This window comes from Reyranella sp. (assembly GCF_044224635.1).
Taxonomy (GTDB): Bacteria; Pseudomonadota; Alphaproteobacteria; order Reyranellales; family Reyranellaceae; genus Reyranella.
Genome location: NZ_JBGAKA010000001.1, coordinates 142,887 through 167,741 on the forward strand (window position 1 = coordinate 142,887; position 24,855 = coordinate 167,741).

Below are 24,855 nucleotides of genomic sequence, written 5' to 3' on the forward strand. Positions count from 1 at the left end.
TCAGGTGTTGTTGCGGCCGATGATGTCCTTGGCGGTCAATGGCTGGTAGGAGGGCTCCGGTTCCGCGAAGGCATGCTGGAGCTCGGCCCTCAGCATCTCGAAGCGCTCGCGTTCCGCGCGCTCCTTGTCGCGGCGAATCAAGTCCCGAACGTACTCGCTGGCGTTGTCGTAGGCGCCGTCCTCGCCCACCTTGGCGACGACGAACTCGCTTAGCGCTTCGTTCAGCCGGACCGTCAACGTCGTTGCTCGGCGCATGGCAACCCTCCACCGTCCCTGGCTGCTTCGTACCGTCGCGGCCGAAGGGAAATGAGGTCCTTAGTGGCGGAGAGGGTGTCCGCCGACAAGATCTATTTCACCCAGTAAATTCAACCGCTTAGAAGGCCATCTCTCGTTTTACCCATGTCTGTACCCGTGTCCGGTATCCGACATAGGCACACGATAGCGCACACGGGCGGACACTAAAGGAAGGCCCGGCCAGTCGCCCGGCCGAGCCCGATCAGCTCCCGCACTTCCTCTTGAGCTCGGCATAGCCCGCCTCGACGTTTCGGATGTGGTCGTCCATCCATTGCTGCCGCCGGATCAGTACGAGGTCAGCATCGCGGCCCTTCTTGCCGTCCGGGAGCGCTTGGCCTGCCTTGTACATCGCGACCAGCTTCTCCTGGTGGGCAGCCTCCTGCTTGCCGTGTTCGGCATCGCGCAAAAGCTTGGCCTTCATCGCCGTGCACTCGGCGCGGCGTTCATCAATCACCTCGAGCAGCTTCATTCCCCCGTAGGCGACGGTTGCACCCCCAAGCGCAAAAGCGCGTCGGCACTGTAGCGGCTTGGGCAATGAAAAGCCCGGCCGCTGGTGTTGCCGGCCGGGCCCCGATGTTCGCGACGTTGAGCGTCAGACCTGCTTGAACACGCCGACGATGCGACCGGTAATCGCGATCTCGCCGGGCGTCGCCTCGTAGGTCGAGTAGGTCTGGTTGTCCTGATAGACCCGCCAGACACCGCGCCGATTGCCGGGACTGACGCGACGGCAGACCTCGCCCAGCCCGTCGTGGACGAAATACAGTCCCTCGCCGGTGAGGCGTTGCGTCGTGCGGTCGACCAGCACCAGCGTTCCCGGCGCGTAGGTCGGCAGCATTATGTCCCCCTTAATCTCGGCCACATCGACGCCGGGCGGCAGGGTGAGTGTCGTGGGCTGGCCATGGCCACGGGCGTTTGCCCCCACGAGAAAGGCCGCGCGCTTCATGACACGCCTCGCGCGGCCCGCCTGCGCCTTGGCGGTGCGGGTGGCTCGTTTTCTGCAAGCCGGGCCAGGAGTTCGGGCGGCAAGCGCAGCCCGCCGCCGCCCGGCGATATCTCGACCTTCTCCGGGTCGATCACACCCACGACCTTGTGCATGGCCTGGATGAAGTCGCAGCGAACCGTGAGCTGCTTCCGCGGGTTGTCCATCTCGAGGATGACCACGGGGACGACTTCCGAGTCCGGATGAAGCTTCATCGGGAACTTCGTTCCAGGCATTACCCCGAAACAGAGGCGCTTGATGCCGGCGGCCAGTTGACCGGGCTTCACCTGCTCAGGTCGTAGATGGACGACGACGAGGTCGCCGGGCGAGCACTGCTGCCGCCGGTCGCAGATGACGAAGCCGCCATCGCGGACTGCCGGCGCAAGGCAGTCGCCGACTACTCCGGAGGCGTACACCTCCGGTCCAGTGTTGGGGTCTTGGTAACCGTCCGCCGCGGCAGAGGGAGCCGGGGGACGTTTCGCCGGCTGGCCGGCACGTTGCGGGCGCCTCATCGTGCACCTCCCGCCAGGGCCGCGCTGACGGCGGCGATGCGGGCCGGAAAGTCGGCGAGATCGTCGAGGATCTGGCGGGCCAGCCGCTCGGCGTCGTCCGGGGTCAGATAGACCTCGGCCTTGATGTTGCTGTGCTTGCCCTGCGGGCCGGCCGCGAAGTACAGCACGAACTCGCCCAGCATCGCGTTGGCTTCCACCATGAGCACGGTGCGAGGCGTGCCGGGCATCGGCAGGGTGCCGGCGGGCTCGGCCGCCGGGGTGTTCGGATGGCGGCTCATGCGGCACCTCCCGCGCAAGCGGCCCGCCGGGCGGGCGTCGTCCAGGCGGCAACCTGCTGCTGCTCGCGCCACGCCTCGACGGCGGCGAGGATGGCGAGCGCCAGCGCCTCAGCCCGGTCGGGCGCGAGCCACAGGGACGACGTCGTCTGGGCCGCCCTGGTGATGTCGCTGGCGATGTGGACGCCGATGCTGCCGCGCCTGTGGTCGATCTCGACCAGCGTGCGCACGTCGTCGGGCTCGCTCGGGGGCGGGCCCATGATGACCGGCAACGGCGCTTTCAGGTCGTGCGGGCTCTGGGCGGGCGCCTCGGGCGGCGCGCGTAGGGGTGTGGTATGGGCACAAGTAGCCATGATCCCGGAATCCTTTCATTTCGGGTTGGTGGTCAGAGCCGGGCGGGAGGTGATGACTCCCGTTCGGCTCGATTTTAGGATATCCTAAAGCATGGCTCGGTCAATTAAGGAAATCCCAAAAAAGCGCGGACGCCCTGCAACCGGCAAAGATCCGATGGTGGGCGCGCGGTTCCCTCCCGAGCTTCTCGCGGATGTCGACGCTTGGGCCGCAAAGCACGACGCCGGGATGCCTCGAGCCGAAGCCATCCGCCGCCTGGTCGAGATGGGCCTGCAGGCAAAGGGAAAGGCGAAGCGGTGATCCGATGAAATGGAGCGAGCAACCAAGAACGCATCGCGGGGCGATCATCGGGGCATTCGTCGGCATGGCTGTCGGTGCCGTAGCCGTGTTCGAGTACGCCGCCAATGGCTCGATCGTTGATCGATACCTGTTCATGGCCGGTGGCTTGCTGATTGGGGGCGCTGTCGGGGCGCTACTTGCGCGCATCTCCTCTCGCTAACCCCGAAAATCTGCCCTTACACCTTACAGCGCGATTTGGCCTGGAGGCGCCCCCGCGGCCACGGCCACCGCTTCCCAGCCGGTGAGACGCGCGCCGGTAACTGTCCACAGGCGCGAGGCGTACCCTCAGTGAAGATCTACCGAGAGAAACTGCTTTGATGGCGCCGACAACGAGAGAGCGTAGCGCGCTCCGGAACATCGACGACAGCGACGATTGGCACCATCCCGCCGACTTGCGCCCCGCTGGCGAGAAGACCCGCCGCGAAATGCTCGAAAAGGGCTGGATTGAACACGCCTCTCATCCGGTCTCAGGCGAGCCAGGCTTTAGGATCACGAAGGCAGGCAAGGAAGCGATGCGCTTGCCGGTGCCACCAAAGCCACATGCCACAGGGCCGAAACTGAGGATGCAGGAGCCGTTGGTGCGGATCGCAGATCCGTGGATCGCGAAGCCTCGAAAGGCCTAGGGAGCCCGAGCATTCGAGAAGATGTCGATAGCAGCCGTCGTTGCTCCTGCGGAGTTCGGACGCCAAGGGTGAGCGGTAGAAAAGCGTTCGCCCGCTGCAAGGGAGCTCCAGTCATGGCCATTAAGTATTTGGCAGCAATCCCCGAAAGTGACTTCGCCGAGTTCGCGAGAGTTGTGCCGAAGCTGCTGACGCCGCATGCGGCATATGCCGAGCAGGTCGGGCGACGTGAGGCGGAGTGGCTGCGCACGCCTGGCAACACCGTAGAGCTCGTCCTTGTCACGGCAGACGATCTCAAGGCCTACGTGGCAAGGGGCCGCGCCCTGAACCTCTCGGCGCTGTCGGTGCTCGCGTTCGAAAAGGGCGAGGCGCAAAGTCACATGGAACCGTACGGCGGCACCTACCCGGAGAGCGAGGGCACGATCGTCCGGGTCACCATACGCGAGGGCTGGGTACGGCCAGTGTCCGCCTTGTGGATCGCCGCGACGCCAGATCCTCAAGCGGCTGTCGCTGCCGTTCGGGATCGCGCGCAAGCCGATTGGACGATTGAAGCTTTCGGGCCTTCACCGGCGGGCTTCGTCGCTCGCTACGGCCTTCAACCCGGTCAGGCTTGTCCGTTTCCCCCTCCGCGGTAGCCGCCGGCTGCGGGCCCACATCTCGCCGTAGGACGCGATTCACCTCGGGACGGGCCGCGGGAGGTCCGACCGGCCTGGTGGCGTCTGGCGGGCAAATTTGCTTGCGCGCGCCGCAGGCGGAAGATGCTGGCTGCCCACAGGGTGCCGGTGATAGATTCGGCTCACGTGCAGCACCTGTTGCACCCGCGTCGTGAGACGCTGCTTCTCCCTGCGATGGAGATCCTCAGTGATCAAGCGCATCTACAAGAATTTCATCGATCGGCGACGCGAGGCCGATTTCCGCGACGGCTTCTACGGTGCTGACTTCCGCGCCTTCAAGCGTCTCGGCGTGCTCACCGTCCGCCGCCAGTTCGAGTCCCGCCAGCTTCCCCTGCACCAATGGCATGCTGCGGAGGTCTGGTTGGGAGATCAGGACGCCGCGACGGCGAGGCGGACGGCGCTGGCGATTTACTCGGGTATCGCCCTCGGCTCGCTGTCGCTGCTTATCGCCGCGTTGAAGCTCTAGTCGCCGAACTTCGTAAAGGAGCTGGGGCTGAAGAGCCGGCCCCCGACCCTTGACGAGTTGCACGCTGCGATAGACGCTCCCCCAGAGGGAGGGGAGACCATGCGAATTTCTGCAACTGTGGCCGCGGCAATTGCCGCGGCACTCGTCGGTGCATGCGCGCCGACGCCTGAAAGCATTCAGCCGGCCTACGTCAGCGAGACACCCTATCGAAGCTGGACGTGCGACCAGCTCGGCGAGGAATTGACCAAGCTGGATCAAGCGCTCGCTACCGCCTCGATGCAACAGAACACCGCGCGTACAAATGACACCGTCGGCGTGATCTTGCTCGGCCTGCCGGTGGCTCGATGTCGGGGCAGAGCGTTGCGCCGCAGACTGCCCTCTACAAAGGCCAGCACGAGGCCGTGCGGAAGGCGTCGATCCGGAATGGCTGCCCGGAGATGACGCGAATCCAACCGACGCCGCCGGCAGTGAGGCTCGGAACTGAGCCGACACCTGCCGGGTGACCGGCAAATGGCCGAACCTACGACAATCGGAGCGGGGGACTGAATGGCGTCATCGTCGTTACCGGAGGAGCGGCTTGACCGAGTAGCAACAAAAATAAAAGGCCTGCTAATGGTTGGCGCGTTGGGCATTGTTGCACTTGAGCACCGTCTTGCCGACTACCTGTTAGGGCGCCCGGGTGTCGAGAAGGTCACCCATTTCGTTCAGGAGTACGGCATAGACAGTGACTTTTTCCTCGGTTTAGCAAATGTTTTTATCATCGCGGCCTGCACGTATCTGTCGCAAGCCTTAGTTGATTCCATCCTGACGAATAGTTCTTTGGTCAGAACGCTCATCCTGAAAGGCCACAATATCGAGGGCAAGTACATCAATTGGATGGAGGATGCGCAAGGCTGGACGGCCACTTGCACTACTTTCTCTCATGACGGGCGAAATTATCGCGAGCACGGGCGGGTTTACCGGGAAGACGGCACTCGGCATGCTACTTACGATTTGCGGATGACATTGTTTCGAGCCGAGGAAGGAATACTGGAATTTACGTACAACGAACAAAGAGATCAAAGCGGGGATAAGACCACTGGTCACGGCGAATATACCTTCCACCTGCAACCGATTGTGCTGTGGGGATCTCGATTGCCCCTTCTGGAGCGGTATAGCGAATACGATGCTTGGTACACCGATGATCGCGCCGCCACTGTGCTTCACACATCGAAAGGAAGCCGCCTGTCTTGGCTTTGCACCCAGGAGCACTTCCGCGAACTTCCAGTCCAGCTTTTTGGATCATTGAACGAGGGAACATTAGCAAGGATATTCCTTGTCCAGTTAGCGAAGGAAAATCGCGCTCAAGAGCAGCTAGGAAAGAAGCAAGAACGCGCGCGGCTGGCCGAGGAGCGGCGGACAAAGCGGTCCAAGCGTCGACATTGAGTGGGCGCCCGAATCATCTAGTTGCCCCACCCATTGAACAGCGGCAGCCGCGACGACTGGCCGAAGCGCACGCTCGACCGACGGCCATCAGCTGGGCGCGCTTGGACCTAGAATGAACTGACCACCACACCCGGTATCGCCACTGTGCCGAGAAGCGGCAGGGTAATAAGCACGGTGCTTATTGGCTCCGCGCGCACCACCGTCAGCTCGCGGGAGGGCTTGGCGGCCGCGAATGTCAGGCACTCCTGGCAGCCCATCGCGCTCTGGGCGACGTCTCGCAACATCGCGACGTCTGCTGGCAGAGAAAACATCGTGAACTGAACGAAGCTCACAAAGAACAGCGGGCACATTGCGCGAAGTGGTATCAGGTATTCACCCCGCACGAAGTAATCGTACGGGCAAAGAATCGGCCGCCACGGCCCGAGCTCTTTCTCGATCGCGGCAAGCTGGGCCGGCGGTAGCTCCGGCCAAAGGAGTTGCCGCAGCCATTTCTGTGGCGCCAGAGCGATGATGAAACTGGACATATCATTCCCCTTGGTTGCGGAAAAACATCATCGTCGCGACGAACGAGATGGTTGCGGAGATGACGAACGAAGTGGCGAACGACACGACGTCACCCCAGAACGTCGCCGCGAAGGCGGTGCCAAATATCGCGGCCGCGATCGGCGGCAACGACGCCGACGCCAGCATGAGCAGCATCAGCAGCATCAGCAGCAGGATGAGCAGCGCGACGAGGCCGGCGAACCGCATGGGCTAGGTCCTCAGACCGGCTCGAGCTGCGCGCCCGGCAAGTCGCGCAGCCCGAGGCCCGAGACGTCGCCGGCGATGCGCACGATCTCGCCGACCTTGAAGCTCAGCGGCTGCTCGGCCGCGACCACGACGACGTCGGGCTGCGTGTCGAGCACCGCCACGAGGCCCGGCGCGAGCGGCGACCTGGTCGGGCGTGAGGCCGAGCTGCTGGCCGACGCCGAAGGTGATGGGCATGTGGCTGACGCGATAGGCTCGCATGATGGTCGATCTCCTCAGAGTGCCAGAATCATAAAATCTGCGTTGTGCTGCGCCACGTCGGGGTCGACCATTCGGCCAACGTAGGGGCAGAAAACCTGCGCGCTGGCCGATGATGGCGCCGCCGGCGCGACCGTGAGCTCGGCCTCAAGGTCGCTCTGGCCGACGATCTCGACCGCCATGAACAGCGGCCTGGTGCGCCGCCTCGGCCTGCGTCCGCTGCCGAGGTACATTCCGCCGAAGGACTGCGGCGGTTGCGGCGCCGGCGCGCGGGCGACGATCAGGTGCGCACCCGCTTCCGTGACGAGATGCTCGCCGGTCTCGGTGACGAGGAAGGTGGGCACCGGGGATCAGCGCTTTCGAGCGTGCGGGTTGGGGTGGCACGTCACGGCGTTGCCCGAGTAGACCCGGCCCGCCTCGTAGGCGCGCTGGTAGGCAACGAAGGTCGAGAGATCGCCGCGAAACTCGGCGCGCAGGTCGGCGTCGCGACCCCACGCCAACTGGCAGCGCTGCTCGACCGGCAGGGCACGGCTGGCGAGGATATCGGCGGTCGACACCGGGGCGGCAGTGGCGGGCGGTGCGACCATGACCGGCTCGGCGGCGATCGGCGAGGCCTGCGCCTTCGCCAGCGCGATCAGCGCGCCCATGCGGGATTGCGCCGGCGCGGCCGCGGCGGCCTTGGCGACCGGGCCGTTCCAGTCGGCGCGGGCGGCCTCGTCGATGGCGCGCTCGGCGGCGGTCGCTGCCGGCGCCGGCGGCGCCCATGGGCCCGCCTGGGCAGCGCGGGCGACTGCGGCTAGGCCTGAGCTGTAGTGCATGGGAAAAATCCTTCTCTCTCAAAAGTCGCGCCCCGCCACCGATCGCGCGGGCAACCGATGGCGGGGCCACCTCACAAGCAGGTCCGCGGCGGGCAAAGAAAACGCCGCGGGCCCGATCTGACCGGCGACGCCAGCGCCGCAAGGCGCCAACGTGGAGACCGCCGGTCGAGATTTCGTCATGCCGCTCTCCTTGCGGCCTTGTTGCCGGCCGGCAGCAATTCGCGCGCGCGATCGAAGCGATATCGCGGATCGACGAGGTAGCCGCGATAGCCTTGCAACTGCCAAGTCTCGATCCGCGGCCAACCTTCCACCTTCAAATCGAGATGTTCGGCAAGGGCCACGAGAGGATGACTCACGCGATCGCCGCGCCGACCAGCCTCGCCCAGAGCGGCGTTGGCCTCCGAGATGACCCGGCGGTTTGTGTCGAGTTGGTCGAGCAGGCGCGCCAACTCGCTGGCATGCCTGTCGATCTCCACGAGACAGCGCAGCGAGTCCGCTTGTGCATCGCGCGCCATCGCGGCCGTGCCGTCGAGCTCGGTCTGGGCTTCGCGGCGCGCGCTCTCCAGCGCCAAGCGCTCGAGCTCACGGGCGGCCAGCTGCAGGCGATCGTGGTTGCGGGCTGCCGCAGCGACCTCACGGTCCGCCTGCTCCGCCTCGGCTTCGGTCCCGCGCAGCAGCACGGCATCGCGCCGGGCCTTCGCGGCGTCGACCACGGCTGCGGCGGCGGGCACGTCGATCTCGGCGAGACGCTGTCGGTAGACGCTCGACGGCTCGAGCTTGGTCTCACTGGTTTTCAGAAGGCGGAGGATGGCGTCGATCATGGGCATCACCGTGCGCGCTCGCCGTGGACAACGGAAATCTGTCCACGGGCGCGCTTCAAAGTTTTCCAATGACCCGGCACCGTTGCGTCGACCGTGAGCGCTTCCCAGGCGCCGGCGTGCCAGTCGTGCGCGAGGTACGGATTGCTCGCCTTCCGCCGGTCGACCAGCCACGCCGACGCGGCGTAGCGCTGCAGGTCGCGCAACATGCTCTCGTACAGCGGCTTCCCCTGCAGGCCGGCATATCGCCGACACGCGGCCATGCGGGCGAAGGCTTGTGCCCTGGCGATGCGTGCAGGCGAGCGGCGATTGGCCGGCAGGCTCAATGCCTTTGCGATTGCGGCGCCTGGCCGCTCGGCGTCGACCGCCTGCCGCAGCCCGTGCGCCAGCGCCAGCAGGCCGGCGTCGCCGTCGGCTCGTGCCTGGAGACGATCGGCGAGGGAGCGGAGGTCGATCGACATGTGGCTTCAGTCGGCCTGACGATCGCTTTTCGCGGGCATGAGATCCCAAACGGCCAGCTCGATTTCGACGCGGGCGACGATGCGCCGGAGGATCCGCGCCAGGGCGGCGCCATCATTCTCCGCCGCTTCGATCTCCGGCAGGGCAGCGGCATGCAGGGCCGCCGATCGCCGCTGCGCCACGTGGTAGCGCTCAACCATCGCGCGGATGTCGACCGGCTCGGTCATCGCGAGATCCTCAGGCCTTCGCCTTGCCGCTCTTCAGGCGGCGTACCTCCGCCTCGAGCTCGGGCACACGCCCCGCCATCTCGACCCGGTGGGCGTCGCCAAAGGCACTCAGGAGATAGGCCCGCAGAGCCGGTCGCAGCGGGACCCGGCCATGTTCCGGTCTCGGCACCTTGTGCGCGGTCAGGACCTGCCGGAGACGCTGTGGCGTGATCTCGCACAGGGTCGCGAGCTCGCTCACGTCGACAAGTTGCTCGGGATCGAAGTCGGGCATCAACTCCTCCAAAGGAAAACGAAACCGCGAATCGCAAAACCTGAGAAACATTCAGATATCGGGGGTCGAATATTCCGCTTGGTGCACCGCACCAGAGGGACCCGTGATCGTGGTGCAATGCACCATGCGAAGCGGTCGCGGGTCGTGGGTCCCTCTGCGCCAGGGCCGACACGAGTAGTTCGACCGGCATGCCAGCCCTAGGCACAGCGCTGCGGCGTGCTCCACCACAGGGCAGAGCAACCAGGGGCCGATCCGTGAAGCTCGGCTCCCTGGTCAGGTGGCTTCGGACAGCTATGGCCACCACACGCGCCCCGTCACCCGCCGAGGCCCGCAGCTCATTCGAATTGGCGATCGTCGCCCCGGCCGCGATCAGCAGCACGAGCAGACTGGCCACGAGGGTGGCGAGCACGGCGCGCGGGACGAAGACCACGGCGCCGCGCTGCGCAACGCCGATAGCAGCGCGCGCCTTGTCCCGGGCGTCGGCGTCGCCGAGCACGATGCAGCGCGCGGTCACTGCGCCGGCTCCTGCTCGACCTGGCGCCATTCACCGGCGGCCAGCGCCATCGTCATGCCAGCGGGCTCGCTGAACAGCAGGCAGCCGTGCTCAACCCGGCAGGCTGTAGCCGACACCGTGCGCGTCTTGCCGTCGGTCATGGTCACCAGCCACGTCCTGGCCCTGGTCGGTGGGGAGAAGGGCAAGGGCTGGTCGGTCATTGCCGGCGCCCCGCCGTCGCATGCATCGGCACGCCAGCCCGAGCGAGTGCATCGGCTACATCATCGATCGACCGGCACAGCGCGTACGTCGCGCCGGCGCTAGTGAAGTCGGCCTCAACCCCGCGCTGGACCTGCGACTGCCGGCCGATCTCCGTCTTCAGCTCGAGCCCGACGAGGATGACGCGCCGGCATCCGTCGATCGCGGTCGGCGCCGGGTGCAGCACCAGGATGTCGGGCCAGCCGGGCCGCAACCCTAGGCGGGCCAGCTGCCTCCCGCGCTCGAGCCCGCCGCCACCGGCAGGGAACGTGGTCCAGGTCGTCGGCGGGCGAAGGGCCAGGCGGAGGAACTGCGCGACGGCGGCGTGAAGCTCATGCTCAAGGCGGTCGCCGAGCGGGCGCGGGCAAGGCAACGCGGCGTTCATGATGAAATCCGACGTGAAGTGAAGAGATCGCCACCCCGGACAGCCGGACAAAAGGACAGCCCGCCGGACAACCGGACACCCCTAAAGGGGTGTTGTCCGGTTTTGTCCGGCTTGGCGGAGCTGCGAATGTCCGGACCTGTCCGGTCTTGTCCGGCAGTTGTCCGGGCGATGTCCGGCTTAAATGACCCAGGCATAGGCCCCCCAAACCCCGACGAAGCCGGTGCTGATCAGGGCATCGTGACCCCGCTTGAACGCCTTCTGGCGGGTCTCGGGCGTCGCCTCCGACAGCATCTTGTAGGCGTACTCGCGCCAGCGGTCGGGGCTGACGACTCTGGCGCCGTTCGGGATATGCGCGCTCGCTGGCGCATCCTCGCCGCTGTCAGCGATGGCGCGCTGCAGTGCCCTGAACACCACGCCGGTGTTGCCGGTGGGGTCACGCCGCTTGGCCTTGGGCGCTGTGGCGCTGTCGTCGACCGGCACCAGGACGGCGGTCATGATGTCGTCGCCGTCGTCGTCCACACCGATCACCACCGGCTCGAGCCGGAAGCTGAAGGCGTCGCCTTCGCGGCCATCGCGCTGGGCTTCCACTGTGGCGGTGCGCTCGCCGGTGTCGGACTTCACAACCTTCACGATGGTGTCGAGCGCACCAGGCAGTGCGGTCGAGCCGCGCGGTCCGGCATCGGCTGCCTTGCCACTGTGGTGCACCAGGATGACGGTCGCGCCGGTCTCCTTGATGATGCGATCGGCGCGCGCCAGGGTGGCGCCCATGTCGGCGACCGAGTTCTCATCGGCGCCAGGCATCACCCGCGCCAAGGTGTCCAGCACGATGATGCGGACCGGATGACCGGTGCGGCGCTGCAGCTCGGCCGCGGCCGCGACGACCTTGGCCACATCCTCGCCGCCGGGCCCCAGGTTGATGGCGACCGGCACGACGGCGAACGGCACGGCGGTGTCGGCCGGGATCTCGTATTTGATGCGAGCGCCGAGGATCCGGTTCTTGAGGCCGTCGGCACCTTCCGCAGCGACGTAGAGCACTGCGCCGCGCGACACTCGGCGGCCGAAGAAATCCCAGCCCAACGCCACGCACATGCACAGGTGCGAAACAAGGAAGGTCTTGCCGGACTTGGGTGCGCCGTAGAAAGCAGCGAAGCGGCCCTCGCCGAGTAGCCCGTGCACCAGCTTGTCGGGCGGCACGGCCTTGTCGATGTCGCCCCACATCACCAGCGGCAAGCCGCCGTCGTGGGCGCCGGCGCCGTTCACCTTCCCGTCCAGCGGCGCGAAACGCGACGTTGCGGCCTCGAGCTCAGCGAGATCGGGGGTGCTGTTCATCCGTTCCAGTCCCGTTTCCCGCCCGGCGGCGCTGGCGGCTGCGCGATGAACACCTCGCGCCTGGCGGCGTGCCATCGAGCGGCCAGCGTTTGCGCCGCCTTCTGGCCGGTGCCTGTCCGGTCGGTGTCCGCGAAGATGGTCAGCCGCTCGATGCCGGGCAGCACGGGCAGGCCGGCCAGGTTGCCGGCGTCTATTGCCGACCAGACCGGTAGCCATGGCGCCTGCGCGCCCAGGGCCGCCGTGATAGCGAGGCAGGTCTCGATGCCCTCGCCGATGCCCAGGTGCGCCGTGACGTCGGCATCGTCGACCAGGCGTATGACGCCGCCCGCTTTCCGATGCCCGGCGAGAAGGCGGCGCGGTTGGTCGAGCGGCGCTTTATCCGCGCCGTCGGCGTTCAGCATCGTAAAATGCAAGCTGATCGTCTCGCCGGTGACGAAGTCGGAGACGATCGAGACGATGGTGGGCCAGAGATGCTTGGCCGACGGCGCAAGGTAGCGGACGGCGTTGCTGGTCGGCATGGCACAGCCGCGCGTCCGCAGATAGCGCTCGCCCAACGTGCCGGACAGCGACCCGGCGAGCCTCAGGATATCGGCGATCTTGTCGGCCGAGGCCGTCGGCGTGGCGGGCCTTGCATGAGGCGCGGGTCGATCGCGGTGGTGGTCGTGCTGGTGATCGTCGTCGAGCAGGCCGCGGCGGCGAAACCCGGCGAGGATGTCGAGGGCATCGCAGCCGGCGTGGCAGCGCACCAAGAGCCGGCCGTCGTCGCCGTCGGCGATCGACAGCGAGGGCGAGCTGTCGTCGTGCGCGATGCACTTCAGCAGGAAGCCATTGCCAGACTTCCTGCCGCCGAGGGTGCGGGCGATGGTGGCGGCCGTCATGACGTAGCGCTGCCCTGCATGACGCTTGCCCACTTCTCGAAGTAGGCCTGGGCCGACTCCTCCTCGACCTTGGCGACCGCCAACGCGCGATCTGGCAGGAGGTCCTCGATCCTCTGCCGCAACATGCCGCGCAGAAGATGGGCCGGCATAGCCTCAGCTTCGACTGTGGCCTGCACGTGGGGCGCGCGCCTATCGGTTTCCTTCCTCGGCTTCTTCGGCAGGTCGAACGCTTCAATCTGATCTTCGGTAATCCCGACGCGCTCAAAGACCAGATCAACACCGGAAACTAGGTGTTGCCGTAGCTCGCGCTCCAGCGTCACGTCGATCAGCACGCCCGCCGGATCGAAGTCGCCGATGTAGTAGATCACCACCACCCGGCCGTCCTTGGCGTACCAGTTGATGGCCTCCGCGGCCTGGTAGGCCAACGTGATCGAAGAGAAACCGCCAGCGGGATAGAGGCTCACTGCCAGTTCGCAGCAATCCTTCTCGATCACGCCGGCAATCGATCGCGACTCGGTCCACACCTCGCAATAGCAACCAGCGTCCTGCCAGAGGTCGGCACGGTAATGCGACTTCACCGAGCGCAAGAACTCGGCCCGGTCCCTGTAGGTCGGGGTGTGGTAGCCGCGCCTGGTGGCATCGGTGATCCAACCGTATGACAGGCGCCCGGCCCGCCGCAGCTTGACGATCCGGTCCTGTACGTGCCGGTAGCCGCGCTCGGACTTCTCGACCGACTCTGCCAACCTCGGGTCGGTCATCCGGTAGAAGACGTGGCGCACGCTCTGTGGGTGGTCGGCCTCGAGCACCTCAAGGATCTGCTGGTCGAGCTGCTCGATCCTGGCATTGGATCGCCGCTCGCGCTTTACCGTGCGTGCACGATAATTTTCTTGTGGGGTGATGGCGTCGACCACGATCTACTCCGCCGTCCCGGCCAGCGCCTTGGTCAAGGCCTCGATCACCTCGGGCAGCAGGGCCGGCGGGATGGCGATGCCTTTGCCGGTCGGGATCACCTCGCCGGCGGCGTTCGCGACGTGCAGCCGGATATCGATGAAACGGTGGCGCTTGAAGGTGCGGTCTGCGACGCGGATACGCTCGCCGCGGCGTTCGTTCTTCACGATGTCGGCGATCAGGATGTCTTCGTTCTGTTCGTTCTTGCCGGCGCTCGCGCTCGGCGCTACATGTTTTGTAGTCATGGTTCATTCCTTGCGAGGGGATGGGCGAGAATTCAGAAGGCCCGGCGGTCGGCGAAACCGTTCCGGGCCTTCATTTCGATTCGGGGATGGAGTCTTTGCGCTCGGCCGGCTGGGCGCCGGCGATCAGCGGGTCTGGCTTCGTTGACGAGCCGATGGTGATCGGCGCGTACATGCTCGCCGCCACCTTCAGCAGGCGGGCCGGCGAGCGGTAGAACGGGAGACGGGCGCGCATCTCAGACGGCCCGCTTCGTCGAGAGCCATGTCAAGATGTCGTCGCGCATCAGGAGGCGACGCTTGCCGAGCTTCAGGCTCGCCAACTCACCGTTCTTGATTGCGAGGTAGAGAAAGGACCGACCGACGCCCATAGCCTCGGCCGCGTCCTCGACGCTGTAGGAAATGCGCCCGTCCGGCTCAGTCGCTGCGTTCGGGGCGGGGGTAGTAATCATCGGAACCGTCCATGTGGTTCAGGTGGATTGGACGGTTCGGAATGTGAGGGAGGCTCTTGTTACGTTGCCCCGGTTGTAACAGGTTTCTTTCGCAGTCGTGATATTGGCGTCGCGAGCTTGCGCGCAGCCTTATTCACGGCAGCGGTTCCAACTGCACCGCGCCGCCTGGCAATCATCCGGCTGTATTCGGCATCACTCTGGCCGGGGTGCTCCCCCTCGACCGCAGCGAGATCGGCGGCGAGTGATGCATCCTTCTCTGGATCTCGACGTGCGTTCCCGCCTCTGATCGCCCCCGCGTGACTTGCAGCGCCTGCGAAGAATCGTTCGGCCAAGTCTCTGTCCATCAGCGCCGCGGCTTGCTTCGATGCAGCGTTCATGGCGAACAGCGCCGCCATGCCAGCGTCGCCATTTCGGATGCACCCTTCGACGCGCTCGACGTCCCATAATACCCCTACAGCGTAGTGTTCCACCGTTCCAGGCTTCACGACCGACTCGTCTGACAGAACGAACCCCTTTCGGCCGTTGCGTGTCGCCGCTTTCCGAAGGTCAGTCGGGAGCCCTGATTTCCGCAGGATTTCTTCAGCCCACTCTTTCAACCCCTTCAGTCGCCATTCGGGCGACCATTCCCGCCGAAACAATTCCAGGTCGTGTGCCGAGCGTTCCAGCGGCCGCAGCTCGCCGGGCACGAAGAACGAGGGCTTCGACTTCGCCATCACGCCCGCCCGCGGTCGGCGATGGGCGTGACGCCATTCGACTTCATGCAGAAGCTCGACCATGCTTCGGCGAGTTGGCGCCGCCGATCGAACAGGTCCGACCGACGATAGGCCAGCTCGACCTTGCTCCCGACAGTATGCGCGAGCGCGAGCTCGGCCACCTCCGGCGGAAAGGTGGTTTTCTCGGCCGCCCAATCGCGAAAGCTCGAGCGGAAGCCGTGCGGGGTGATGTCCGTTCGCTTCATGCGCTTGAGCAGGGCGAGCATGCCACCGTTCGACATCGCCTTGCCGCGCGCGCCGGCGAACAGCCACGGCCCCGGCGATCCGTCGGCCAGTGTCGCCCGGTGCCCGGCGATGACGTCGAGCAGATCCAGCGCCGCACGAGACAGCGGCACGCGGTGCTCGCGCTCGGCTTTCATGCGCCCGGCCGGGATGGTCCAGAGCCCGCGCTCGTGGTCGATCTCGCTCCACTGTGCATTGATGATCTCGCCGGTCCGCGCCGCCGTCAGAATGAGCAGGCGCAGCGCCAGCGCGGCGAGGCCCGGCTGCTCGCCCAGAGCTGCAACGAAAGCCGGCACCTGGGCGTAGGGCAGTGCGGCATGGTGCTCGACGCGCCGGACCTTGCCGCGGGCGGGAAGCTGCAGCTTCAGGTGGCCGGCCCATCGGGCGGGATTGTCGCCGGCCCGGTAGCCCTGCGACTTGGCATAGTCGAGCACGGCCTCGATGCGCCCCCTCACCCGGCTCGCTGTCTCCGGCTTCGTTGCCCAGATCGGCTGCAGGACGCGCACGACGAGGCCCGTGTCGACGTCGCCGACGGCGAGCTTGCCGAGCACGGGATAGGCGTAGGTTTTGAGAGTGGCCGTCCACTGGTCGGCGTGCTTGGCGTTGCGCCAGCCGGCCTTGTTCGCCGCGATGTAGTCGGCGGCGGCGGCGGCGAAGGTGATCGTCCGGGCTTCCTCGAGCCGCGCCGCCGCCCGCTGAGCATCACGATGGGCGATGGGGTCGACGCCGGTCGCCTTGACGCCGCGTGCAGCACGGGCCAGGGCGCGTGCCTCGGCGAGGGAGACGTCGTTCATCGAGCCGAGCCCCATCTCGCGCCGCCGGCCGCGCAACTCGTATCGGAATACCCAGCTCTTGCTGCCCGACGCGGACACTTGCAAGTGCAGCCCGCCGCCATCGGGATAGAGGCCGGGTTTGCCCTCGCGCTGCACCGTCAGCGGCTTCAATCGCTCGATCGTCCGGGCCATCCGCCGAACTCCTCAACCCGTGTCTCTACCCATGTTATAGCAGCGGATTGAGGCGGACGCTAGCGGACAACGGCAGACGCGCCCGGATAATATAATGCCCTTTCTATCGATGCTTTTTGGATTTGTGCGGCTGGTGGTGGACGGTGCTGGACGCGTCACTGGCGGAGAGGGTGGGATTCGAACCCACGGTACGCTTGCACGCACAACGGTTTTCGAGACCGTCCCGATCGACCACTCCGGCACCTCTCCCGCGGCCCGCCTTATAGGGGCGCGCTTCTGTCAGGGCAACCCGCACGACGCGGCTGGGGCCTCTTGCCTTCCCGCCATCCGTGGACATAGTCGGGGTCGGTCGGTGTGACCGCCGGGAGGGAGACGCGTGCAATCAAGTGCACAAGGTCATGGCGGCAGAGGAGAGCCACCACGGCTGGCTCACCTGCCCTTGCGCGCGATCCGTGACAGCTGCATCAGGCAAGATGCCGCAAGAACCAGCAGCCTCGACCCTGATCAGCGGCGCCGCCGCGAGCCGACGTCCCGCCGCCGCAGCGATTGTCGGTCGAGTCAGCGCCAACGCCGAGGGTCCAAAGGCTGCCGACACACGGACGCACCGGCCCCGGGAGGCGGCCCCGACTCACCGCGGCCGGCGCGACCTCGCGCGGACGGCTCGTTCATGCCGGTCAGAGGACCATCGAACCCGTGCTGCGCGGTCCCTGATCCGGTGCTCCGGGTTCCCTGATCCGGTGGCGCGAAATTCCCTGATCTGGTGCGAGCACAAATCCCTGATAATTTTCCCTGTTCCGCCGCTTCCACCTCCCGCTGGGCCGATAGTTCAGTGCGTTTTTCCTACGTCGAATCAATGACTTGTGGAGGGCATCCCCGCTGCCGTTGGCACCCGAACCGCTTCTTCTGCCGGGAGTTCGTCGGCCGGTGGCCAACTCCGGTGGAGGCTTCGCTTGCCACGGACGCAAGACCGCCCTCGGGACGCAGATCGACCGCAAGCGGACGCAAAGTGGATCCGGCTAAGCCCTTGATTCACAACGATCAGACCGCAAAGAACGCAAGAATGCACCCTGATTCTTGGCACCGGCTCGGGCGCCTCCAGCCGCGGAGGGGGCCGGCAGCCGGGCCGAAAACGCCGTCGGCTGCGGCGGTGCCTCGCCCCGCGAGCCCGGCTGCACGAACCGCCCCGGCGGCGTGCGGACGGCGTTGACTCGCAGCACTTCCTGCGTATATTCCGCGCTCTTCCGGCGGGTCGATGTGGCCCGCCGCGTTCTTTCGTGTCTTCCGGCATGACGGGTCAGGGTGCCGCCGATTCCCCAGGGGATGGTGGTCCGCTCGCAGCCGGGGGGCCTCAATCGGGTGTCCTCATGATCGCCGTAATCCGCACGGGTGGAAAACAATACACGGTCGCCGCCAACGATACGCTCACGGTCGAGCGGATCGCGGGCGAGGCCGGCGCCTCGGTCGAGTTCACCGACGTGCTGATGGTCGGCGACAAGGTCGGCGCGCCGACGGTCGCCGGGGCCAAGGTCGTCGGCTCGATCGTCAAGCAGGCGCGCGGGCCGCACCTGATCGTCTTCAAGAAGCGCCGCCGGCAGAACTCGCGGCGCAAGAACGGCCATCGCCAGGATCTGACGGTGGTCAAGATCGAACAGATCGTCGCCTGATCGGCAACGGCAAAGAGCGACTGGAGAGGTACGATGGCACACAAGAAAGCGGGCGGCTCCTCGCGCAACGGCCGCGATTCGGACGGCCAGCGGCTGGGCGTCAAGCGCTTCGGCGGGCAGAAGGTCCTGGCCGGCAACATCCTGGTCCGCCAGCGCGGCACCAAGATGAATGCCGGCACCAATGTCGGGGTCGGCCGCGACCACACCCTGTTCGCGATGGCGGACGGCGTCGTGGCGTTCCGCACCCGCTCGGGCGGCAAGGTCGAGGTGAGCGTGGTGCCGCCGGCGGCGCCCGCTCCGGAGAAGCTTGCCGCCGAATAGCCGTTCCCGCGCGCACGGAGTTTCAGGGGGAACGGCTCGCCGTTCCCCCTTTTTCATTGGTCCTTCCCGCTCCGGCGGGAGGGGCGGCAGGCAAAGGGCCGGAGAGGTCGCGGGCCTCGAGGCCTGGGCCCCGAGGTCGGGGGCGTCGGCTCGAGTCGGCGTGCACTCGATTGCACGGGGTTTTGGCTGCAGGCGTGAGCCAGGTCGGCTGGGCCGCCTGCCGCACAGGGGATTGTCGTGATATCGCGTGCGGTGAACCTGCGCGCAGAACGAAGGGACAGGATCGTGATCGCCACCACCGACGCAAGCCCGTGTGCCGCTGCCGCAGCGCCGGCGTCGCGTGCCGGCGCCAAGCCCTCGATGGCAAAGGGCGCCGTCCCGGGAACCGGGCGGCGGCCTCCCGACCGGGCCCGCCTCCACCCGGTCCCGACCGCAAGACGGCGCTTCCGACCGCAAAACGCCCTGCCGAGCGATCGCTTGCGGTCGGCTAACCCCTTGATTGCAAAGACTCCGAACGCACCGAACGCACCGAACGCAAAAATGCAGGGTGATTCTTTTCGTAACGCGCAGAGCGGTCAGGGCAAGAAGGACGTTCGATGAAGTTCCTCGACCAGGCCAAGATCTATGTCCGGTCCGGCAATGGCGGGGCGGGCTGCGTCGGGTTCCGGCGCGAGAAGTTCATCGAGTTCGGCGGGCCGGATGGCGGCGACGGCGGGCGCGGCGGCGACGTCGTGCTGGAATGCGTCGACGGGCTGAACACGCTGATCGACTACCGCTACGCCCAGCACTTCAAGGCCGAGACCGGCCATCACGGCATGGGTGGCCAGCGCACCGGCGGCAGCGGCCAGGATATCGTGCTGCGCCTGCCGCGCGGCACCCAGGTGTTCGCCGAGGACAACGAGACCCTGCTGGTGGATCTGACGGAGATCGGCCAGCGCGTCGTGCTGTGCAAGGGCGGCGACGGCGGCTACGGCAACCTGCACTACAAGAGCTCGACCAACCGCGCGCCGCGCCGCGCCGACAAGGGCTGGCCGGGCGAGGAGCGCTGGATCTGGCTGCGGCTGAAGCTGATCGCCGATATCGGCCTGGTCGGCCTGCCCAACGCCGGCAAGTCGACCTTCCTCGCCGCCGTCTCCAACGCGCGGCCCAAGATCGCCGACTATCCGTTCACGACGCTGCATCCCGGGCTGGGCGTGGTCAAGGCGGGCGACCGCGAGTTCGTGATGGCCGACATCCCCGGCCTGATCGAGGGCGCGTCGGAAGGCGCCGGGCTGGGCACGCGCTTCCTCGGCCACGTCGAGCGCTGCCGCGCGCTCCTGCACCTGGTCGACGGCACCGAGGACGACGTGGTCGGCGCCTGGCGCACGGTACGGGCCGAGCTCAAGGCCTATGGCGGCACCCTCGCGCGCAAGAAGGAGATCCTGGCGCTCAACAAGACCGACGCCATGACCGACGACGATATCGAGGCCAAGCGCTCAGCTCTCGCCAAGGCGAGCCGGCGCACGGTGCGGGTGATCTCAGGCGTCTCGGGCCGCGGCGTGCCCGAGCTGCTGCACGAATTAGGCCGCCTGGTCGACCGCCAGCGCGCCGAGCTCGAGGATGCGGCGTGAGGAGCGGGAGTGGCGCTCTTCTTGTTCTCCTCCCTACGCCTTGGCGTGGGGAGGTGTCGCCGTCATACGGCGACGGAGGGGTCATGAGCATCAGTGTTGGTGCTCATGACCCCTCGCGCTCGTTCGCTGTCGCGAGCCGCGCGCCTGTCGGCGATTACGCCGACACCTCCCCAGCTTCGCTAGGGAGGGGAATGAAAGCGCGCGGAGACGCCGCGTGACTCCCCTCGCATCCGCCCGCCGGCTGGTCGTCAAGATCGGCTCGTCGATCCTGGTCGACGAGGCGAAGGGCGAGGTGCGGCACGACTGGCTGGCGGCGCTCGCCGACGACGTCGCCCGCCTGCATCGTGGCGTCGACGGGAGGGGCGGCTGCGAGGTCGTGCTGGTGTCGTCGGGCGCGATCCGGCTGGGGCGGGCGAGCCTCGGGCTGCTGGCTGGGGCGCTGCGGCTGGAGGAGAGCCAGGCGGCAGCGGCGACGGGGCAAATTCGATTGGCCCACGCCTACCAGGCGGCACTGGCGCGGCACGGCATCACGGTCGCCCAGGTGCTGCTGACCCTGGACGATTCGGAGGCGCGGCGGCGCTACCTAAACGCTCGCCAGACCATGGCGACCCTGCTCGGGCTCAAGGCCGTGCCGGTGATCAACGAGAACGACACGGTGGCGACCGACGAGATCCGCTTCGGCGACAACGATCGCCTGGGCGCACGCGTCGCCGAGATGATCTCGGCCGACACCTTGGTGCTGCTGAGCGACATCGACGGCTTTTACACCGGCGATCCGCGCAGCGACCCCGCGGCGGTGCTGATCCCCGAGATCCGCGAGATCACGCCGGCGATCGAGGCGATGGCGGGCGGGGCGGCGTCGGAGCTGTCGAACGGCGGCATGGCCACCAAGCTGATCGCCGGCCGCATCGCCATGGCGGCGGGCTGCCGGATGGCGATCGCCGACGGCCGGCCGGTCGGCGCGCTCGGCCGGCTGGCGACGGCGGACGCCCGCTGCACCTGGTTCATCCCCGAGGCCTCGCCCCTGTCGGCGCGCAAGAAGTGGATCAAGGGCTCGCTCAAGACGTCGGGCACGCTCACGGTCGACGACGGCGCGGTGCGCGCCCTGTCATCGGGCAAGAGCCTGCTGCCGGCCGGCGTGACCGGGATCGACGGCGATTTCCGCCGTGGCGACGTGGTCGACGTCAAGGACCGCGCCGGCCGCATGCTGGCGCGCGGCCTGGTCGCCTACGCCGCCGACGACGCCCGCCGCATCGCCGGCCGCAAGAGCACCGAGATCGAACGCCTGCTGGGCTTCCGCGGCCGCGACGAGATGGTCCATCGTGACGACATGGTGGTGGAGTGATGAGCGCACGTCATGCTCCTCCCCGCGCTTTGCGTGGGGAGGCGTCGCCGTCTGCGGCGACGGAGGGGTCATGAGCCTCAGTCGCGATGCCCATGACCCCTCCGTCCGCGATTACGCGGACACCTCCCCAGCGAAGCTGGGGAGGAGAATGAGTCGGAGCCCCCGATGAACGGTGAAGCCCTGGCCGCCGAGGACACCGCGGCCCTGATCGTCGCGCTGGGCGCGCGCGCCCGCGCCGCGGCGGCGGGCTTGCGCACCGCCTCGACCGAGGCGAAGAACCGCGCGCTGGCCGACGCCGCCGGCCTGATCCGCCGCGACGCCGCGGCGATCCTTGCCGCCAACGCAAAGGACATCGCCGCCGCCCAGGCCGCCGGCATGACCGCCGCCCTGCAGGACCGCCTGCTCCTGAACCCCGACCGCGTCGAGGCGATGGCGCGCGGGCTCGACGATATCGCAGCCCTGCCCGACCCGGTGGGCGCCGAGATCGAGCGCTGGACGCGGCCCAACGGGCTCGTCATCAGCCGCGTGCGCGTGCCGATCGGCATCATCGGCGTGATCTACGAGGCCAGGCCCAACGTCACCGCCGACGCCGGCGCGCTCTGCCTCAAGTCGGGCAACGTCGTGGTGCTGCGCGGCGGCTCGGACAGCTTCCATTCCTCGCGCGCCATCGTCGAGCTTTTGCGCGCCGCGCTCGCCAGCGCCGGGCTGCCGCAGGATTGCGTGCAGCTGGTGCCGACCACCGACCGCGCCGCCGTCGGCGAGATGCTGAAGGCGCAGGGCTGGCTCGACCTGATCGTGCCGCGCGGCGGGCGCTCGCTGATCGACCGCGTCACCGCCGAGAGCCGCGTGCCGGTGCTGCGCCACTATGACGGCATCTGCCACGTCTATGTCGATCGCGACGCCGACATCGCCATGGCGCGCGAGGTGGTGGCCAACGCCAAGATGCGCCGCGTCAGCGTGTGCGGCGCCGCCGAGACCCTGCTGATCGATCACGCCGCGCTCGATACTCATTTGATGCCGGTGCTCGAGCGCCTGCACGAGCTCGGCTGCGAGGTGCGCGGTGATGCCGAGGTTTTGGCGCGCGATGCCAAGGCGGTGGCGGCGAGCGAAAAGGACTGGCGCACCGAGTATCTCGCGCCCGTGATCGCCGTCGCCACGGTCGACGGCGTCGACGGCGCGATCGCCCACATCGCCCGCTACGGCAGCCAGCACACCGAAGCGATCGTGACGGCCAACGCGGCGACGGCGCAGCGCTTCCTCGACCAGGTCGACAGCGCCATCGTCATGCACAACGCCAGCACCCAGTTCGCCGACGGCGGCGAGTTCGGGCTGGGGGCCGAGATCGGCATCTCGACCAACCGTATGCACGCGCGGGGGCCGGTGGGCCTGGTCGAGCTCACGACCTACAAGAACATCGTGCGCGGGCAAGGCACCGTGCGGCCATGAGCGTCATCGCTGGGAGCGCGCCGCCCCAAGGAAAACCTCATCCCGAGGAGCCACGCGCGGCGCGGCGTCTCGAAGGATGGGCACGAGCACCACGCCTGATCCCCACCCTTCGAGACGCGCCTTCGGGGGCGCTCCTCAGGGTGAGGTTGTGCGGGTGGCGCGGCCACCGCTCGACTTCATGACCTCGCCCTCCCTCCCCATGCCCGGCGTGCCGCGCGACACCGCGCGCCGCATCGGGCTGCTCGGCGGCTCGTTCAATCCGGCGCACGAGGGCCATCGCCACATCAGCCTCGAGGCGCTGAAGCGCCTCGGCCTCGACGAGGTGTGGTGGCTGGTCTCGCCGCAGAACCCGCTCAAGACCGGCGACGGCATGGAACCGCTGGCGTCGCGCGTCGCCCGCGCCCGCCAGCTCGCTGGCCGCCACCCGCGGATCCGCGTCGACGCACCCGAGCTGCTGCTCGGCACGCGCTACACCATCGACACGGTGCGGGCGCTGCGCCGCGCCTATCCCCAGGCGCGCTTCGTCTGGCTGATGGGGGCCGACATCCTGCCTCAGCTGGTGGCGTGGCGCGGCTGGCGCGAATTGTTCGAAGCCATACCGATCGCCGCCTTCGCGCGGCCGGGCTGGAGTTATCCCGCGCTTGCGGCAGCAGCGCCGCGGACTTTCTCGCGTTGCCGGATGGACGCCGGCCGGGCGCGCATGCTTGCATCGGCCGAGCCGCCGGCCTGGGTGTTCATCCCGAGCCGGCTCGACAGGCATTCGGCGACCGCCATCCGCGCCGTGCGTCCGCGGCGCGCCAAAGCGAAAGGAAAGCCCATCTCCGCCACGATCCGCCAGCTTCCCGACCGGAGCAAGGACACATCGGCGCTGCTCGCGCTGGTGCGCCGTTCCCTCGACGACGACAAGGCCGAGGACGTCGTCGTCATCGACCTCGCCGGCAAGTCGGCCTTCGCCGACTACATGGTGATCGCCTCGGGCCGCTCGAACCGCCAGGTCGTGGCGATCGCCGAGCATCTGGCCGACCGGCTGAAGCGGGCCGGCCACGGCCGCGCCCTGGTCGAGGGCAAGGAGGCCGGCGACTGGGTGCTGGTCGACGCCGGCGATGTGGTGGTCCACATCTTCCGCCCCGAGCCGCGCGCCTTCTATGCGCTGGAGAAGATGTGGGCGCTCGAGGCCGAGGCCGCCGCCAAGCCCAAGGCCGCCGCGGCCCGCCCGCGCCGGGCGCGGGTCAAGAAGCCGGCCTGAGGTTTGCTGCGGCGTGCGCCTGTCGATCGCCGCCATCGGCCGCGCCGGCCGCGGCCCCGAACGCGATCTCTACGAGCACTATGCCGGCCGCATCCGCTGGCCGCTCGGCCTGCGCGAGCTCGAGGACAAGCGCAAGTTACCTACAGCGCAGATGATCGCGCGCGAGGGCGAGCTGCTGCTGCGCGCCGTCCCCGCCGGCGCCGTGACGGTGGCGCTCGACCGCCGCGGCAGCGTGCTCGACAGCGAGACTTTCGCCCAGCGCCTGGGACGCTGGCGCGACGACTCGGTCGCCGACATCGCCTTCCTGATCGGCGGCGCCGACGGCCACGGCGAGCCGCTGCTCGAGCAGTGTGCGCTCATCCTCTCCTTCGGCCCCATGACCTGGCCCCACCTGCTGGCCCGCGCCATGCTCGCCGAACAGATCTACCGCGCCCAGCAGCTGCTCGCCGGGCATCCGTACCATCGGGCGTAGCCTCAGTGCCCATGATAGGATGATGCCATGAAGAAGAAGCCGGTAAGAGCAAAGACCACGGCACAGTCCCGCGTCACGATCGGGCTGCAAGGCTTCGCGCGCATCAGCGCAGTCGAGGGTCTGCACCTCACTGATGAAATGCTGGCGGACTTCAAGGAATTCGATCGCCAAGGTCTGGCGCCCGCCGAGCGACGCAAGGCCATTGCCCGCAAGTACGGAGTGCCCTTTCCCCCGGACCGGATTGGGAGAAATCTCTGAAATTGCCCCTGTTCTGAC

36 protein-coding genes, 1 tRNA gene and 1 pseudogene are annotated in these 24,855 nt (G+C 67.5%); 12 read left to right on the plus strand and 26 right to left on the minus strand.

What is annotated here, in order from left to right:
- The 6 genes from ACILR9_RS00640 to ACILR9_RS00665 all read right to left on the minus strand — a co-directional run bounded on the left by ACILR9_RS00640 (nt 1) and on the right by ACILR9_RS00665 (nt 2,413).
- Nucleotides 1–255 carry a type II toxin-antitoxin system ParD family antitoxin gene (locus ACILR9_RS00640; RefSeq protein ID WP_395707937.1) on the minus strand — a complete coding sequence of 85 codons (255 nt, stop codon included), beginning with the start codon at nt 253–255 and terminating at the stop codon, nt 1–3.
- 241 nt (nt 256–496) lie between these two features.
- Nucleotides 497–763 (minus strand): hypothetical protein, encoded by a 267-nt coding sequence (locus ACILR9_RS00645; protein WP_395707938.1) that lies wholly within the window; start codon nt 761–763, stop codon nt 497–499.
- 123 nt (nt 764–886) lie between these two features.
- Nucleotides 887–1,237: a helix-turn-helix transcriptional regulator gene (locus ACILR9_RS00650; protein ID WP_395707939.1), complete on the minus strand. Its 351-nt coding sequence runs from the start codon at nt 1,235–1,237 to the stop codon at nt 887–889.
- Nucleotides 1,234–1,785, minus strand: a complete 552-nt coding sequence (locus ACILR9_RS00655) for a hypothetical protein (protein WP_395707940.1) — start codon at nt 1,783–1,785, stop codon at nt 1,234–1,236. Before ACILR9_RS00655 ends, ACILR9_RS00650 begins: the two co-directional genes overlap by 4 nt.
- Nucleotides 1,782–2,063, minus strand: a complete 282-nt coding sequence (locus ACILR9_RS00660; RefSeq protein ID WP_395707941.1) for a hypothetical protein — start codon at nt 2,061–2,063, stop codon at nt 1,782–1,784. The genes ACILR9_RS00655 and ACILR9_RS00660 overlap by 4 nt, the downstream gene beginning before the upstream one ends.
- Entirely contained in the window at nt 2,060–2,413 is a 354-nt protein-coding gene (locus ACILR9_RS00665) for a hypothetical protein (RefSeq protein ID WP_395707942.1), read from the minus strand. Before ACILR9_RS00665 ends, ACILR9_RS00660 begins: the two co-directional genes overlap by 4 nt.
- Before the next feature lie 91 nt (nt 2,414–2,504).
- Between ACILR9_RS00665 and ACILR9_RS00670 the strand changes: the two genes are divergently transcribed.
- From ACILR9_RS00670 to ACILR9_RS00685, 4 genes are all read left to right on the plus strand, one after another.
- Nucleotides 2,505–2,711 (plus strand): hypothetical protein, encoded by a 207-nt coding sequence (locus ACILR9_RS00670; protein WP_395707943.1) that lies wholly within the window; start codon nt 2,505–2,507, stop codon nt 2,709–2,711.
- 775 nt (nt 2,712–3,486) lie between these two features.
- Nucleotides 3,487–4,005 (plus strand): hypothetical protein, encoded by a 519-nt coding sequence (locus ACILR9_RS00675; RefSeq protein ID WP_395707944.1) that lies wholly within the window; start codon nt 3,487–3,489, stop codon nt 4,003–4,005.
- 226 nt (nt 4,006–4,231) lie between these two features.
- Nucleotides 4,232–4,510, plus strand: a complete 279-nt coding sequence (locus ACILR9_RS00680) for a hypothetical protein (protein ID WP_395707945.1) — start codon at nt 4,232–4,234, stop codon at nt 4,508–4,510.
- 546 nt (nt 4,511–5,056) lie between these two features.
- Nucleotides 5,057–5,935 carry a hypothetical protein gene (locus ACILR9_RS00685; protein ID WP_395707946.1) on the plus strand — a complete coding sequence of 293 codons (879 nt, stop codon included), beginning with the start codon at nt 5,057–5,059 and terminating at the stop codon, nt 5,933–5,935.
- A gap of 107 nt (nt 5,936–6,042) precedes the next feature.
- Here the strand turns inward: ACILR9_RS00685 and ACILR9_RS00690 are convergent, their stop codons facing one another.
- From ACILR9_RS00690 to ACILR9_RS00785, 20 genes are all read right to left on the minus strand, one after another.
- Nucleotides 6,043–6,459: a hypothetical protein gene (locus tag ACILR9_RS00690; RefSeq protein ID WP_395707947.1), complete on the minus strand. Its 417-nt coding sequence runs from the start codon at nt 6,457–6,459 to the stop codon at nt 6,043–6,045.
- 1 nt (nt 6,460) lies between these two features.
- Nucleotides 6,461–6,685 carry a hypothetical protein gene (locus ACILR9_RS00695; protein WP_395707948.1) on the minus strand — a complete coding sequence of 75 codons (225 nt, stop codon included), beginning with the start codon at nt 6,683–6,685 and terminating at the stop codon, nt 6,461–6,463.
- Between the two features lie 11 nt (nt 6,686–6,696).
- Entirely contained in the window at nt 6,697–6,846 is a 150-nt protein-coding gene (locus ACILR9_RS00700; RefSeq protein WP_395707949.1) for a hypothetical protein, read from the minus strand.
- A 111-nt stretch (nt 6,847–6,957) separates the two neighbouring features.
- Entirely contained in the window at nt 6,958–7,284 is a 327-nt protein-coding gene (locus ACILR9_RS00705) for a hypothetical protein (RefSeq protein ID WP_395707950.1), read from the minus strand.
- A gap of 6 nt (nt 7,285–7,290) precedes the next feature.
- Nucleotides 7,291–7,758: a hypothetical protein gene (locus ACILR9_RS00710; protein ID WP_395707951.1), complete on the minus strand. Its 468-nt coding sequence runs from the start codon at nt 7,756–7,758 to the stop codon at nt 7,291–7,293.
- Between the two features lie 176 nt (nt 7,759–7,934).
- Complete coding sequence (locus tag ACILR9_RS00715) at nt 7,935–8,579, minus strand: hypothetical protein (RefSeq protein ID WP_395707952.1); 645 nt, start codon at nt 8,577–8,579, stop codon at nt 7,935–7,937.
- A gap of 5 nt (nt 8,580–8,584) precedes the next feature.
- Complete coding sequence (locus ACILR9_RS00720; RefSeq protein ID WP_395707953.1) at nt 8,585–9,037, minus strand: hypothetical protein; 453 nt, start codon at nt 9,035–9,037, stop codon at nt 8,585–8,587.
- Nucleotides 9,038–9,043: 6 nt separating this feature from the next.
- A complete protein-coding gene (locus ACILR9_RS00725) occupies nt 9,044–9,262 on the minus strand; it encodes a hypothetical protein (RefSeq protein ID WP_395707954.1) in 219 nt (72 codons plus the stop codon).
- 10 nt (nt 9,263–9,272) lie between these two features.
- Nucleotides 9,273–9,533 (minus strand): hypothetical protein, encoded by a 261-nt coding sequence (locus ACILR9_RS00730; protein ID WP_395707955.1) that lies wholly within the window; start codon nt 9,531–9,533, stop codon nt 9,273–9,275.
- 510 nt (nt 9,534–10,043) lie between these two features.
- The gene (locus ACILR9_RS00735; protein WP_395707956.1) at nt 10,044–10,247 is read right to left on the minus strand and encodes a hypothetical protein; all 204 of its coding nucleotides are present in this window, start codon (nt 10,245–10,247) and stop codon (nt 10,044–10,046) included.
- Nucleotides 10,244–10,669, minus strand: coding sequence for a hypothetical protein (locus tag ACILR9_RS00740; protein ID WP_395707957.1), 426 nt, complete (start codon nt 10,667–10,669; stop codon nt 10,244–10,246). Before ACILR9_RS00740 ends, ACILR9_RS00735 begins: the two co-directional genes overlap by 4 nt.
- A gap of 177 nt (nt 10,670–10,846) precedes the next feature.
- A complete protein-coding gene (locus ACILR9_RS00745) occupies nt 10,847–11,998 on the minus strand; it encodes an AAA family ATPase (RefSeq protein ID WP_395707958.1) in 1,152 nt (383 codons plus the stop codon).
- A complete protein-coding gene (locus tag ACILR9_RS00750) occupies nt 11,995–12,876 on the minus strand; it encodes a toprim domain-containing protein (RefSeq protein WP_395707959.1) in 882 nt (293 codons plus the stop codon). Before ACILR9_RS00750 ends, ACILR9_RS00745 begins: the two co-directional genes overlap by 4 nt.
- Nucleotides 12,873–13,787, minus strand: a complete 915-nt coding sequence (locus tag ACILR9_RS00755; RefSeq protein ID WP_395707960.1) for a hypothetical protein — start codon at nt 13,785–13,787, stop codon at nt 12,873–12,875. The genes ACILR9_RS00750 and ACILR9_RS00755 overlap by 4 nt, the downstream gene beginning before the upstream one ends.
- Before the next feature lie 3 nt (nt 13,788–13,790).
- Nucleotides 13,791–14,069: a transcriptional coactivator p15/PC4 family protein gene (locus ACILR9_RS00760; protein WP_395707961.1), complete on the minus strand. Its 279-nt coding sequence runs from the start codon at nt 14,067–14,069 to the stop codon at nt 13,791–13,793.
- A gap of 70 nt (nt 14,070–14,139) precedes the next feature.
- A complete protein-coding gene (locus tag ACILR9_RS00765) occupies nt 14,140–14,301 on the minus strand; it encodes a hypothetical protein (RefSeq protein ID WP_395707962.1) in 162 nt (53 codons plus the stop codon).
- A gap of 1 nt (nt 14,302) precedes the next feature.
- Nucleotides 14,303–14,515: an excisionase family DNA-binding protein gene (locus tag ACILR9_RS00770; RefSeq protein WP_395707963.1), complete on the minus strand. Its 213-nt coding sequence runs from the start codon at nt 14,513–14,515 to the stop codon at nt 14,303–14,305.
- A 59-nt stretch (nt 14,516–14,574) separates the two neighbouring features.
- Nucleotides 14,575–15,228 carry a hypothetical protein gene (locus ACILR9_RS00775; RefSeq protein WP_395707964.1) on the minus strand — a complete coding sequence of 218 codons (654 nt, stop codon included), beginning with the start codon at nt 15,226–15,228 and terminating at the stop codon, nt 14,575–14,577.
- Nucleotides 15,228–16,475, minus strand: coding sequence for a tyrosine-type recombinase/integrase (locus tag ACILR9_RS00780; protein WP_395707965.1), 1,248 nt, complete (start codon nt 16,473–16,475; stop codon nt 15,228–15,230). Before ACILR9_RS00780 ends, ACILR9_RS00775 begins: the two co-directional genes overlap by 1 nt.
- 159 nt (nt 16,476–16,634) lie before the next feature.
- Nucleotides 16,635–16,724: transfer RNA gene (locus ACILR9_RS00785), tRNA-Ser, on the minus strand.
- Between the two features lie 1,115 nt (nt 16,725–17,839).
- On the opposite strand from ACILR9_RS00785, the gene rplU reads away from it, so the two are divergent.
- From rplU to ACILR9_RS00825, 8 genes and pseudogenes are all read left to right on the plus strand, one after another.
- Nucleotides 17,840–18,139: a 50S ribosomal protein L21 gene (gene rplU / locus ACILR9_RS00790; RefSeq protein WP_395707966.1), complete on the plus strand. Its 300-nt coding sequence runs from the start codon at nt 17,840–17,842 to the stop codon at nt 18,137–18,139.
- Between the two features lie 33 nt (nt 18,140–18,172).
- Entirely contained in the window at nt 18,173–18,460 is a 288-nt protein-coding gene (gene rpmA / locus ACILR9_RS00795; RefSeq protein WP_395707967.1) for a 50S ribosomal protein L27, read from the plus strand.
- Nucleotides 18,461–19,056: 596 nt separating this feature from the next.
- On the plus strand, nt 19,057–20,070 hold the full coding sequence (gene obgE / locus ACILR9_RS00800; protein ID WP_395707968.1) for a GTPase ObgE: 1,014 nt from the start codon (nt 19,057–19,059) through the stop codon (nt 20,068–20,070).
- A gap of 214 nt (nt 20,071–20,284) precedes the next feature.
- A complete protein-coding gene (gene proB, locus ACILR9_RS00805; RefSeq protein ID WP_395707969.1) occupies nt 20,285–21,415 on the plus strand; it encodes a glutamate 5-kinase in 1,131 nt (376 codons plus the stop codon).
- 156 nt (nt 21,416–21,571) lie between these two features.
- A pseudogene (locus ACILR9_RS00810) lies at nt 21,572–22,861 on the plus strand (glutamate-5-semialdehyde dehydrogenase); the annotation flags it as partial.
- Nucleotides 22,862–23,015: 154 nt separating this feature from the next.
- On the plus strand, nt 23,016–24,107 hold the full coding sequence (locus tag ACILR9_RS00815) for a nicotinate-nucleotide adenylyltransferase (RefSeq protein ID WP_395707970.1): 1,092 nt from the start codon (nt 23,016–23,018) through the stop codon (nt 24,105–24,107).
- 13 nt (nt 24,108–24,120) lie between these two features.
- Entirely contained in the window at nt 24,121–24,579 is a 459-nt protein-coding gene (gene rlmH, locus ACILR9_RS00820) for a 23S rRNA (pseudouridine(1915)-N(3))-methyltransferase RlmH (protein ID WP_395707971.1), read from the plus strand.
- A 27-nt stretch (nt 24,580–24,606) separates the two neighbouring features.
- Nucleotides 24,607–24,837, plus strand: coding sequence for a hypothetical protein (locus ACILR9_RS00825; protein ID WP_395707972.1), 231 nt, complete (start codon nt 24,607–24,609; stop codon nt 24,835–24,837).
- The last annotated feature ends 18 nt before the right edge of the window (nt 24,838–24,855 follow it).